This is a genomic window from Marinobacter alexandrii, assembly GCA_039984955.1.
Lineage (GTDB): Bacteria > Bacteroidota > Bacteroidia > Cytophagales > Cyclobacteriaceae > Ekhidna.
In genome coordinates, this window is sequence record JBDWTN010000007.1 from 3,114,909 (window position 1) to 3,128,412 (window position 13,504).

The 13,504-nt window shown below is 37.6% G+C and carries 10 protein-coding genes; 6 read left to right on the forward strand and 4 right to left on the reverse strand.

Annotation, left to right across the window (positions count from 1 at the left end; all coding sequences use genetic code 11):
- Nucleotides 1-14 precede the first annotated feature (14 nt).
- A complete protein-coding gene (locus tag ABJQ32_20120; GenBank protein MEP5291974.1) occupies nucleotides 15-4,592 on the forward strand; it encodes a hypothetical protein in 4,578 nt (1,525 codons plus the stop codon).
- Nucleotides 4,592-5,314: a hypothetical protein gene (locus ABJQ32_20125; GenBank protein ID MEP5291975.1), complete on the forward strand. Its 723-nt coding sequence runs from the start codon at nucleotides 4,592-4,594 to the stop codon at nucleotides 5,312-5,314. The genes ABJQ32_20120 and ABJQ32_20125 overlap by 1 nt, the downstream gene beginning before the upstream one ends.
- Nucleotides 5,315-5,446: 132 nt before the next feature.
- On the opposite strand, the gene ABJQ32_20130 is transcribed toward ABJQ32_20125, so the two are convergent.
- Both ABJQ32_20130 and ABJQ32_20135 read right to left on the reverse strand, forming a co-directional pair.
- A complete protein-coding gene (locus tag ABJQ32_20130) occupies nucleotides 5,447-6,331 on the reverse strand; it encodes a tail fiber protein (protein MEP5291976.1) in 885 nt (294 codons plus the stop codon).
- A 582-nt stretch (nucleotides 6,332-6,913) separates the two neighbouring features.
- On the reverse strand, nucleotides 6,914-7,552 hold the full coding sequence (locus ABJQ32_20135; GenBank protein ID MEP5291977.1) for a hypothetical protein: 639 nt from the start codon (nucleotides 7,550-7,552) through the stop codon (nucleotides 6,914-6,916).
- A gap of 422 nt (nucleotides 7,553-7,974) precedes the next feature.
- Here ABJQ32_20135 and ABJQ32_20140 point away from each other — a divergent pair, with 422 nt between their 5' ends.
- From ABJQ32_20140 to ABJQ32_20155, 4 genes are all read left to right on the forward strand, one after another.
- A complete protein-coding gene (locus ABJQ32_20140; protein MEP5291978.1) occupies nucleotides 7,975-8,769 on the forward strand; it encodes a hypothetical protein in 795 nt (264 codons plus the stop codon).
- 69 nt (nucleotides 8,770-8,838) lie between these two features.
- Nucleotides 8,839-9,750, forward strand: coding sequence for a hypothetical protein (locus tag ABJQ32_20145; protein ID MEP5291979.1), 912 nt, complete (start codon nucleotides 8,839-8,841; stop codon nucleotides 9,748-9,750).
- A 105-nt stretch (nucleotides 9,751-9,855) separates the two neighbouring features.
- Nucleotides 9,856-10,833, forward strand: coding sequence for a hypothetical protein (locus ABJQ32_20150; GenBank protein MEP5291980.1), 978 nt, complete (start codon nucleotides 9,856-9,858; stop codon nucleotides 10,831-10,833).
- Between the two features lie 342 nt (nucleotides 10,834-11,175).
- Nucleotides 11,176-12,141, forward strand: coding sequence for a hypothetical protein (locus tag ABJQ32_20155; GenBank protein ID MEP5291981.1), 966 nt, complete (start codon nucleotides 11,176-11,178; stop codon nucleotides 12,139-12,141).
- Nucleotides 12,142-12,157: 16 nt separating this feature from the next.
- Here the strand turns inward: ABJQ32_20155 and frr are convergent, their stop codons facing one another.
- Entirely contained in the window at nucleotides 12,158-12,712 is a 555-nt protein-coding gene (gene frr / locus ABJQ32_20160) for a ribosome recycling factor (protein MEP5291982.1), read from the reverse strand.
- A 19-nt stretch (nucleotides 12,713-12,731) separates the two neighbouring features.
- Complete coding sequence (gene pyrH / locus ABJQ32_20165) at nucleotides 12,732-13,436, reverse strand: UMP kinase (protein MEP5291983.1); 705 nt, start codon at nucleotides 13,434-13,436, stop codon at nucleotides 12,732-12,734.
- Between the last annotated feature and the right edge of the window lie 68 nt (nucleotides 13,437-13,504).

Sequence of the window (13,504 nt, forward strand, 5' to 3'; positions counted from 1 at the left end):
AGAAAACAGCTCTTATGGATAGAGAGAATCCTTTTATTATCAATCTTGAATTTAGTCGGATGATCTTATTTACAAGTATTAAGCATATCAATATCCAGAATTTTACTAAAGTGAGTATCAAACATGATTTCTTGAAATGGTTCACCTGCGTTGTGGTGTTCATTGGAATTGCCTTCCAATCCATGGAAGTAGTTGCTCAAGATTTTTCCAAAGCGAACGAAGAAGCACAAAAGGATACGAAGAAATTTTTTTCCCGCTTCACCGACTGGGTAGTGTTGTCACATATCCATCGCTCAGGAGAAAATGCAGCTCAAATAGATAACATCTTTAATAGTTTTTTGAAGGATTACGCTCAAAACCCGATCCTACAAGAAGTTCTAGCGAATTTTAGCGATAGTCAGATGAGCTTATATGCTCAGGAATTCTTTAGGCAAACAGGGATTCGAATTTATTTTGTGGGTCAGCTAGATGTTAGTGGTGAAGATCGATTTGAAGTGGTCTTAAACCACTTCAATAATTCCTTGAAAGCAAAAATTGAAGATCCAACTAAGCCATATATTATCGTAACCAATACACTCAAAGGAGATAATGAGAATGGCTATACCATAAAAACCACGGTAACCTATAGTGAAGAGATTAAAGGGTCTAAATATAAGCTTGACCGTACCAATGATACGAATCCCTTTTTAGCCTCCTTAGTAACCGCAGCGGAGAAACGAAACGATGCTGGGCGCCAGATTCGGGATGCGATGCTTGCAGGTATTGGAACGCTGAGTGAAAGAGTGACAGAAAATTACCTTCCCAACTTGCTGATAGAATCAAGAGACAAGCTTTATAAAGACACAGAAGAAATTCAGTCTGGGATATTAGAAAATGGCACAGTTACACTCAGTGCGCTAAACAAAGAGCTCGAACCACCAAATAAAGGTGTGGAGTGGCTGATAAGTCCTCAAGATGGGCAAGCAGATAGCGCAATTATTGAAGGAAATACATTGACCTTCCCCATTGACAAAGCAGGGGACTATGCCATCAAAGCGACTGCTGGGAGTGATGAGGTGAATGTGACACTTAGAATCAGTGATTCCATATTGGATCTCGACTTCAAAAACATTCTGGAGGACCTACTTCTCGAGATATTAATACCCTTGTTAGAGGAGGAGCTTACCAGGCAAGAAGAGTTAAAGCAAAAGGAAGCAGACTCGCTTGATCTAGCGGTCGCTAGTATAAGTGACCTGGAGAAATTAAACTATCCTATTTCTGAAGGAGATGGTACGTTAGAGCCTAAACAGGATGCTCCACGTGTATACTCCGCTTCAGAGGAACAATTTTTTAATGGTGGCCCTGATGGTCCTGGAAGGAAAAAAGCCCTTGAGAGTTTAAGAAAAAGCAAAAAGCTCAAAGTAGATCTGGCTAAGGTGGCCAATCTCATAGGGTTTGTAACAAATGTAGTTAGTGGTCAAGGGGAGGATAGAGATGTTGTTCTGAATGATATGTTGGATAATGTAGGAACCCTGCTTGGGGAGATGACTGTCGCATTGTTAAGTGGTGATGGCAAAGAGGAAGCGAAAGCTATCATTACCGACTACTTAGATAAAAACCTTTCTCGTTTGGCTGGTGAAGATGTCGCACTCTCCGATCTTCAGCCTTTAGCTATAGTTCCAAATAGCAATATTCCAGACTTACAAGGAAAGTCATATTACATCAACCCGAAAATACCGTATACAGAAGCTCAGTTTGCCGCGCTTGAGCAAGAAATCACGAATTATCAGGCGTCCAATCCAGGGAGTTTTGTTGTAGTGAATTATTCACAGGACATTGATAGAGCTACTTTTCTGTCACGTGTACCCAAAGGAGCGCCAGTTGGTCTGGATGAGGATCAGAAGTATAAGGTTATAAATATTGTTAATTATCCAGGATCCATTTTGGAGGATGAGTTTGGATATGAGGCAGGAATAGAGGAAACAGCAACATTAACTTTTGAAGAGTTAGATTATACGAGACCTCCGGACCCAGAAGTATTTATGGGAATTGATCCATCAGGTAGAAATATAAAATCTATAAATGCTGGTTCAAGCGACATTGCGATTCCAATGATAACTAAAAGTAATCCCTATGTGATTTGGGGAATCGCTTTATACAGAAAGAACAATGATAATCTAGAAAAAGTAGACAGCTATACTGCTGATTTCAATAATGGGGTTTTTACCTCCTACAAGAATAAGACCGGTCAGGGGTATCCTGGCACAGTTGAAACTTCATCATCAGCAGGAATTACTACAGTTGTTCGTAGTAATGGAGATAACTGTTTTTATCAAAACCTTCAAATTTCCTGGCAACCTCCTACAGAATCGAAAACTTATGAATATGTAAAAAATGAAGTGACAAAAGTTTCTGAAGGTCGAGTATGGAATTTGAAACCCTTATTTAATAGAGATATATCGTGTTTGAATGATTTTATTGCGAGTCTGAAAGAGAGAGATTTGAGCGATCTCTGTAAAGATCCCGCTAAACAGACTGAAGAAGCAAATAGACTTTCACAATTGATTCAAAACCCGACCACCGATAAAGATCTGGTCGAACTGATTCTTAATGTGTGCCAAAATTCCATTAGAAAATTATCACATGAGCATATAACTATTGCATTTGGTATTCTAGCTGGTTCGGAAGAGATAAAAGAATACAAAGAAATAGCCATACTTAGGCTAATGAGTGCTATTAAGGCGGATGACTATGTAGACTTTTTTGATTTTTTACAGGACAATGACAACAAGCTTATCAAAAACCTGCAAAGCAAAATGCATGACAAGTCGATTAATCCTTTTGATGGTAACAATTATACCTCATTTATAAGTGGCTTGTTGCATATGTATCAGCAAAATGTAAAAGTGTTCGAGTCTCAAATTGGTCAATTGGATTTTGCTGAAAACTATAAACTCTTTGAACAGGTTTTGAACTTGGAGCCTATACAAATTGAAAGCACAAGCACCATATCTGGTTCAGGCTTTGCTACTTCAATAACCGGTAAAACAGTTACTAGACATTTCGAAGGTCAGTATAGTTCATCAACCGGTACACTGTTAATTAATGAAGTAATTACAACGAAAAGTTTTGGTGCTTCAGGCGGGGGTGGAACTACCTCAACAAAAGAGAATAAGGTTGTTCTAGCTGAAAATGTTCCTCCATTGTCACCTGTATTCATTCGAGTTGAACCAAAACTTGATCTGGTTAAAATAGCTCTAGATGGGATACAATCGGAGGGGGAGGTTTATATAGTTCCTGCTATCTTCCTTAAATATATTGATCAAAAGAGATTTAATGATGTAGTAGAAAAAGGAGTAATGATTACACTTGACGTGGCAACAATTGTTTTGAGTGGAGGAGCAGCGATTGCAACAAAAGTTCACTGGGTCAGAAGAGTAATTGCTATAGCCGAAGTAATAGGAGCTGCTGGCAATATTGTAGTAACAGTATCGGATCTTCCAAGAGATGGCGATATAGGAAAGGCGGTAGATGCTTACAACACTTTAATGCTTTTGGTTGGAATCAAAAATATAGGTCAAGCAAGTGCTAAATACGCTCGAGGTTTAGGTTCAAAAACTGTTACATATGTTAAAAATCAAGGAGGATTAAGATCTTTATTAACAACTAAACTTGATCAAATAAAGGATCTTTCAATCTCACAATACACTGCCCTATCTGATGTTCAAAAGCAAACTTGGGATAACATTATAAAGTTCAGAGATCAGCTTAGAAGAATCTTAGGGATTAGTAACCAAGCTGATATTTTGTCTTCTTTAAAGAACCTTCTAAGAAGTCAAGGATTACCCAACTCAATACTGAATAGTCTAGATAATTGGAATGCTTCAACATTGAATAAATTGGATGAGGTATTCAAGAATTCTAGATACAATGGGATACTCAATGAATTCAAGCAAAATCAGACTCTTTTTGAAGAATTTCGCAAAATTGAAGAAACTTGGTATGCGAAATTCTCAAAAGCTGCGATCATGAAAAGAGGTTCTTCCAATGTGCCTACAAATTTCGGAAAATACGTTGGAGATATTGAAGTTACAACGCTTCAATTAAAACTCAACTTAAGAACAGTGTCATTAGACAGATCTAAAAGTCAATACATTGGTAAGTTAATGGATGAAGTTGCAATAGATGAATTAACAACAGCATGGAGTAGCGGTAACTTCGATAGGTTTACGGATGGTGTAGGTCCTGTTTTGAAGACGTATAAGGATAATGGATATAAGCTTGTTGTAAGCGAACCTAAAATTGCAGTGAACGGGATAAATTCCGAACCAGATATACTTTTATTTGGTAGCATAAGCGTTGCAGGACAGTCAATTAGTGATGTTAGGTTTATTGATGTTAAGTTCTTAGATGATGTGAGATATACCGCTGGACAACAAGAAATTGCAAACCAAGTCGCAAATTCAGGAAGAGCTACTGCAAGGACGGTCGATGCTACACAAAACATTTCTGATGTTGATGGAACTATAGTAGTACAAGCTGGAAATTCATTTATTATCAATGGAGCCGCTAAATTAGCATCCGATCAAAGCCTTAATTTGATAATGCAATAATGGATAAAACAAAAATTCAAAGAAGAGTTGATAATGTAGTAAGTGAAGTAGCTTTGAAATTAGGCTTCAAAGATGAACATAGAAGCATTAATTATAGCTGGGGTTTTGATCGTATAGTAACATCCCAAATAAATGTTTTTGAACTTACAAATAGTTTTAGGATAGTATTATCGTTAAGTAGAAGAGTAAATCAACTAGAGACAACATGGGAGGAATATTCCAAATTGTTAGGCTTACAAAACGAAGAGAATATCACTTTTAATTTAACTACGCTGTTCTGTTTCCCGGAATTAATTAATCAAAGCTACAATCATGAAGGGACTGGTTGGATTTCCTTTTCAATAAATGATAATGGATTTAAAGATTTTAAAGAAACCGTAGAATATATTCTATGTAACAAGATTCTCCCAAAGTCGGAAGAACTCCTGGATTTAAAAAAACTAGATCATTTAATAAATGATAAAATTGAATTAAATGATGACATGACTTCTTATGTCTTTAATAGTAATGGGTTAATCTATCGAAGAATGACTCTTGCGAAGATTACTGAAAACCCATTATTTGAAAATATTTGTGAGTATCATAGATCTTATTTTGACCAATATGAAACTTTGGCTAAAAATCCAGGTTATGAGTATTTAGCTAATGTTCCGATCGTTTTTGAAGAGGTCTACAACAAAATCGAGAATTTAAAGGATGTTGGTTCTCTTTTGGAGAACTAGTAAGAAATCCACTAAGTTCAAGTTAATATTCAAGTCTTTATTATTTTCTAACCAACAGTAAAATAGCTCGGAAAAACCCTCGTTTTTGGGTAGAAATTCATGCTAGCACTCGAATACCCCGTTTAACCCCCTCTACAACTTCATAATATAAGCCAGCACATAATACGCGGGTCTATTCTCATGAGATTCATTATTACCGGTTGTATTGATGGTATGTGTATGATTGCTATTCGTGGGAGTTACACTTACTGTATGGCTATGACTACCTGATACATTGATGGTCAGTTCGGTAGGTAGTCCATCTTCTGCTGCGCTACCGTTGTTATTCCGATCAGGCTCATTACTACCTGTATCCTCTTGAGGCGAGCCCCTGCTCCAGGAAACTGTGTGGCTATGTGCACCACCAGATGCGGTAGCAGTGTGGGTATGACTGCCACCATTATTCATGGAGTGACTATGAGTCGGTAACTCACCAACCTCCAACTGGACTTCATCTTCACCACCGGTTTTACCAGAGTTAGAACCACCGGAACTGATGTCACCTGGATTATCATAGTCTGCTATTGCTGTGTTATACCCCACAATAAACCTCCCAATTAAATTAGGTGTAAGCACACTGTGCATAGCTGTTTGAGTTGCTCCATTGTCTGTATTATCATTTGGATTATACCAATTACCATCGCATAATGCCCATCCTTGTGGAATGGCTGTTCCTGACCACATAACAATAGTACCAGAAGGAGAACCGACTTGGTGCCAGGTGTTTCCATCAAAATGGTATAAAGATCTTTGATCAATATCGTAGACTATCAGACCATTTGCATCTGAAGGAGGCGCAATATTAATTCGATCACTTGTGGATAATCGGGGAATGAGCATTCCTTTATTATCTCCATCCGGCTGAACATGTAAAACCGCAGAAGGATGTGGCTCGGAAATGCCAACTCCTACTCCATCTTGCGCTACAGAATAGTAGCTAAGCAGTATACAAATCGTTAATGAGAATAGCTGTTTCATAATGGAATGTTAAACTGTAAAAGTACCTGATAACTGTTTATTATCATTCTCAATAAATAGACTTTAAGGTAAAATTTTGATCGTTCGGGATCTCGTCATCTTTCTTAGCTTCAATAGGAGGATCATGTTGGAAGAAAACGATTGTTGCTACAAAAGACATCAGCCCTCAACTGGGCGTAGCTTGTAGAATACAAAAATGAAAGACTAAGCGTAGGTTGCACCTATGCTTTATTATATTGAGTTGCTTTCATAGCAACATACACCCAATGACAGACAGTTTCAAGTTAAGGATCAAGTAACTCCTTTATAGCGCAAGTCTTCCTGCGATCGGGTGAGAGAGATGGCGAGACTTGTGACTTTGAATAGAACAACTGAGCCTTTGGGAAACTAATGATTAGTCACATCATGTACCCTCGCTAGCGCTCGTTTACAACGAGTGAGAATAACACCTCAAAAGTTAGGTTACAACTCCGAAATATAAGCTAGCACATAATAGGTAGAACTATCCTAAAGGCATTAATTAGTTCTAATTATATTAACTGAGTATAATCACATACATGAGAACTTCATTAATAAGCTTTATTACTCATCCTCATAAATAATCGTAAGCCAACCTCGGTTATAAGGAACGTTATCATAAAATGTATCATCAAAAATCCCACCTTCATTTCTTATTAAAACAATATTTGGGTCAATTGAGGCATTGACTCCATCAAACCAACTCACTCTGCCCGCACCTGTTAAATCCTCCAGTTCACCTATATCTCCATCAAATCGAATTGCCGCGGTTACTGATTTTATTTTATATGCACCTATTATATCATGCGGGATAAAAATTCTTTCGGTAGCATCCATATCCCAATCGCCAATTTCAATAACCTTAATCTTGATCTTAGAAAAGGAGGCATCCGAGTTTCCTCCAATATCTATTTTGGTATCTAGCTGCTTATTAGTAACCAAGGTCAGCCACTCCCCAGCCACACTGTCTCGATAATGAAATTTTTTGGTAACAGAGTTATAAACAATTAACCCATCTGCAGCATCAACAATTCTCCCTAGGTTATTTGTGGTAGGGATTAAAAGACCTTTGCTTTGATCCGCGTCAGCTATTTCTAAAACAGCACTTGGATCAGGGCGTTGAGTACCAATACCAACACCACTTTGAGCATTTGAGAAATCAGAGAAGTAGAGAATGATTACAAATGAAAGAAATAATTTCACGCGCCGTAATGTCTAAATGATTAATGTATTCTTGATGACTCAGTATTGCATTAGATGAAGACAAAGCAAGTAATAAAAAGAGAAAATAGGAGTAAAACAAAGTAGACAATAGGTGAACAATTTTCAGCCCTTGTTGGTGTTGTCACGTGTTGTCACCAACAATCATTAGTTAGTGGGTTTCATTGCTGGCTTAATGATAAGCTAAACAACAATTTTTTTGGTTGAATTTATAATAGAACGTTATATAAAAAATTGAACTTCTTTTTTCAAGACAAAGTTAAGAATCTTCATATGTTAGAAAATTTGATTAGTCTACGGGTTTTGTCTAATTGTAGATACAGTCTAACTAAAAAGGAGCATCTCCTTATTAGTAGGCGAGATAAATAAATAACTTTGTCACTTGTAACCTAATGCCTGTAACCATGAGAAACCTAACATTATTTCTGTCTTTTATTGTTTGTGCAATATTGACTAAAGCACAGGATGGAGTGGGTATTGGTACTCAACGCCCTGATCCAAGTGCTGTGTTGCATATTCAGTCTCAGTCTACAGCTAAAGGATTACTGATCCCCAGATACACTTCTACCAATGTTACTAACATTGACGACCCTGCTCATGGTTTATTGGTATTTGACATTGAAAGGAGAGTGATGGCATACTATGACAGTTTATACTCAACAGGAGGAAGATGGGAATATATGCGAGGGGTGCCCACTGGAGCAATTCTGATGTGGTCGGGCAGTGAAGTTAATATACCCGATGGGTTTGCTTTATGTGACGGAAGCATAGTGAATGGACTCCAAACACCCAATCTGGTTTCCACTTTTATTAGAGGCTCAGAAGAAACATCAGATGACTATACGGGAGCATTAGACGTAATTCCAAATTTGACTGAAATCAATGATGATTTAATTTATGATACAAATATCTCCACATTTGGAACGAATCCATGTTCAGCTTATGAGTTTGTATACACACATAGAATTACTAATTCAAATTGCGCAAACCCTACTCAAAACGGTGTGATCCTATTCACATCACTAGGTAATGAATGTCAAGCTGAGCCATTCCCTAGCCCAGTAGATTGTACAACTACTATCGAATATTGTATATCTGCAGAACCTAATCCAAACTACTACCTTTTAACCCCAGAAGATTGCCTAAATGAAAATATTTTATTGTATTGGGATGTTGCATACATAATGAGAGTAGATTAAGCATCTCATATAGCTGTTTATAGATCAATATTGGATAATTTTATCTTATAAAAGTCCAATATCCAGCTTATGAAATACTCACTTTCCTCAATCGCATTTTTGATATGCCTTTTAAATCTCAGTGCCCAAGACGGCATCAGTATTGGTCGTCCTTCGCCAGATCCGAGTGCGATCTTACATGTTGATGCTCCTGAAGGAGATAAAGGAATGCTCATCCCGCGGTTGACAACCTTGCAAAGAGATAATATCATAACGACAACTACACCAGCGAATGGTCTTATCATCTATAATACGGATCAACAGGCTTTTAACTATTACGATGGTAGTAGTTGGGTTCGTTTAATTCCAACACCAGCAAAATTCAATATTGATATGGCCAGTAATAGAATTACTGACCTGGGAAACGGAATAAATCCCTTAGATGCGGTAAATAAAGGCCAATTGGACACATCCATTAGTAACGTTGACGCATCTAATTTGAATCGTAGTGGAAATGAAGCGATGACTGGAAACTTAAATGTTGGGAACAATCGAGTAGTTAATCTTTCAGATGGAGTAAATGATACGGATGCAGCTACCAAGGGTCAGTTAGATGCTGAAATAGAGAGTATTGAATTGCCAGAACTATTTACGACTACTGGAGGAAGTGGGAGTTTTATTGGAGGTGTTCGATGGACAATCATTGACACAGGTAATTCCGATAGCAAACGAGTTGATATCACAGCATGGTCAGATGTAGCTGGAGGCTTGATTAGAATTCAAATTCGTAGCGGTGCTACATCTCCGGCAAATTCAACATCAAATAACTTGCTTATACAACGAAACTTTCAACCAAGTGTAGGAGCTCCGACGGTTTCACAGGAATCAATGGAGTTTGGAGTATTTAATACAACAGATCGTTATTTCCATATTCGCGTGCAGCCAGAAAATGGCGCTACCGTAGGATATTATGGTTTGAAAGTACGTGTAAGGAAGTTGTAAATATCATTTTGTTAAGATTTAGATAAAATCAGATAAGCACAAAAACCTTATATGAAATAAGTAATTTTGAAGATCGTATTATTTCGTCTTTTCGTTTATAGGACTATGAAATACTTAATACTATCATTTTTTCTTTTTTTTTGTACTCAAAACGCTAGTTCACAAGATGGTGTTGGTATTGGGAGACCCGATCCTGACCCAAGTGCTGTTCTTCATATTAGCGCTCCAGCAAAAGGAGTGTTGTTTCCTAGAACTTCTCCATTGATTTTTAGCAATATCAATTCAACTTCAGCAAATGGTCTCTTTATTTACGATAATGTATTTAACAGATACGCATACCTCAAAGATGGTGTATGGATGTATTTGAATCCATGGGATACTCAGGAAATTAATCTCAATAACACTACAGGTAACCCAGAAGATATTTTATCAATTTCAACACCTTATGAAGTACGGGTAAACAATGACCTCAGCGCGGATCACTTTGATGGATTTGGAGTTGTTCCAATAGGCGGTATAATCATGTGGTCAGGACCTATCGCTGAAATACCCAGTAATTATCGTCGATGTATAGCAGGTCAGGGGACTTACACAATTAATGGAGTAGAATATAATGTTCCAAATTTGAATGGAAGATTCATTCGAGCAGCAGCATCACCTGATGTTGTTACAGGTGGCGGAGTGAATACAACTTCTACTACACAAATAAGCTATGTAGAAACACCTAGGTACACCATTCAAGAACCTACTTGCTCTGAATATCAGTTTATATACACGGTCTCATGGATAGCTGATTGTGAAGGAGATGGTGGGTCCCCTTCTCCTTTTGATTTCATCGAAGCATCAGTACGTGCTAATAGTTGTTTTGAGGCCTTTTCTGAGATACTCTCAACAGATTGGGCAGATAGAGGTTGTATAACTATCCCAGTTACCTATGATAACTGTAGTGCTTCACCTAATCCTAATTATTACCTAACAAGAGCAGCTTGTAGAAACAATGATGTTGAGGAACTGAATGTGGCCACAGGAACCGAAAATCGTCCAAGTTATTACGATCTGACTTACATAATAAGAGTTGAATAGTATTCTTAAGTGAGGGAAATTTATACGTGCATTCGTTGATTTTTGGAATCAACATTAAACTCTTGCTGACGCTCGTTTGTGACGAGTTTTATTATGTAACGGGTGAATATTAATCAAGTATGACCTTCAGGATTTAATCCTTTACATTCAGGTACGATAGCTTATAGGAACCTGATTTAACTAGTTCTGAACTAGCATAGAGTTGATTAAACTAGACTTTATCAAGTTAGAATAGACTTTTTCTGATGCCCGATTTCTAATATATTGCAATACTTGTGTAGAAGTTCAACCTAATTTTTGATAAGTGTATTATCAATAGGCTTCATTCTTAAAAAAACAAATATGACATCTTCAAAGCAACAACTCATCATTTCTCTGCTAATCTGTGTGAATGCATTGATCGTCAAGGGACAGGATGGAGTAAGTATAGGGCGACCTTCGCCAGATCCAAGCGCAGTTCTTCACATCAGTTCCCCAAACAAAGGGGTTTTATTTCCAGATGGTGAACCAGTGGATATCAACAATATTAGCAACCCAGCTAATGGCTTGTTCATTTACGACAGAGTATTTAATCGATATGTCTATCGAAAAGCCAATACATGGATGTATTTAAACCCATGGGATACGGAAGCGATAAACCCAGATAATGGGCCTGCAGCGAACGAAAATATTACAGCCATCTCAACACCTTATGAAGTACGAGTAAACAATGATCTAAGTGCAGATCACCTTGATGGTTTTGGAACTGTACCATTGGGTGGAATTATTATGTGGTCAGGATTAAATGGAGACATCCCATCAAACTTTAGACTTTGTGATGGGAGGGCTCCTGTAAACGGAATCAATATTCCAGATTTAGTTGGAAGATTTGTAAAAGGCGGTACGGGTGGAGCAGCGGAAGTGGAAGGTGGCAATCATCAGAGTAGCTCCACTTCAATAAGTTATGTAGAAACACCTGAGTTTAGACAAGGAGGTTCAGACTGTCAAAATTTTGAGTTTATTTATAGAGCTACTGTAACCGTTCCATGTGATTTCCCGGAAGGAACATCTGATGAAGTATTCGTTCTAACTAGAGCAGCAGCGAGCTGTTCTGATGTTTTTTTTGCACTTCTAGAAACGCTTCCAGGCGTGTGTGGTCTACCCCCTGATATTGATATTGAATCGAGTTGCACACAATCTCCTAATCCCAACTATTACTTGACGAATCCAGCATGTAGAAATAATGGTGTAAGGGAAGTAAGTGTTGTCACAAATACAGATAATCAACCTCTATACTACGAGTTAGCGTACATAATAAGAGTGGACTAAAAATGCCTGATAAACATTAAATTGTCATGATATCTTTCTCTTTTATATCAACGAGGGAATCAATCTTACCCGAGTAAGTACTTGTAAGGTTTTGAACATCATCTTCTGCATTTTTCACTAAATCCTCAGAAACTCCATCAAGCTTTCTAAGAGATTCATTTGTGTCCTTTCTAGCATTTCGGATGCTAACCTTCCCTTTTTCTGCCTCCGCCTTTACTTGCTTCATTAGCTGAAGTCTACGTTCTTCAGTTAGCGGAGGTATATTTATTCTTATTTGCTCACCATCATTTTGAGGATTGAAGCCGAGATTGCTATTAATTATTGCACGTTCAATCTCTTGTAACATAGCTTTTTCCCAAGGCTTAACACTTAAAGTTCGAGCGTCCGGAGTAGTTACACCAGCAACTTGGCTTAATGGAGTCATGGTGCTATAGTATTCCACTTCTATACCATCTAGCATTCCTGGCATAGCTTTTCCAGCCCGAATTTTGGCGAATTCATCTTTAGTGTGCTGCAAAGCACTTTCCATCATTTCTTTCGCGGTATCAAGGTATATATCTATTTCTTCCATAGGTGAAAATTAAAATAATCTAATGAATAAGTGTCCCTACTTCCTCTCCTGCAACAATTTTTTGAAGATTGCCTTCTTTATTCATATCAAAAACAATGATAGGAACATTATTTTCTTGGCACAGTGTGAATGCAGTCATATCCATAATATTCAAGTTCTTTTCATAGGCTTCCTGAAAAGAAATCTTTGAATAACGTTCAGCATCAGGATTCTTTTCAGGATCCGAAGTATAAACCCCGTCTACCCGTGTACCTTTTAAAACAACATCAGCTTCTATTTCAATTGCCCTAAGGCTAGCTGTAGAGTCTGTTGTGAAATACGGATTCCCAATTCCAGCACCAAAAATGACAACTCTACCTTTTTCAAGGTGCCGAATAGCTCTTCTTCTAATAAAGGGCTCACAAACTTGTTCCATCTTAAGTCCAGCCATCAAACGAGTATACATGCCATGTTTTTCAAACATACTTTGAAGAGCCATTGCATTAATTACGGTGGCGAGCATACCCATATAATCTCCTTGAACTCGATCTATTCCTGAAGCTTCAGCCTCTGCACCCCTAAAAATATTACCCCCACCAATAACTACTGCTACTTCAATTCCCTCATTCACGATTTTTTTAATTTCCTCAGCGTATTGGGTCAATCTTTTAGAATCAATACCATGTTGTTGATCCCCCATCAATGCTTCACCACTCAGTTTTAGCAATATTCTTTTATAAGCCATATGTTAATTTATATGAGACAATTTAATTCAGATGAAATCTTTATTTTCAACAATGCTGAAGACATGAA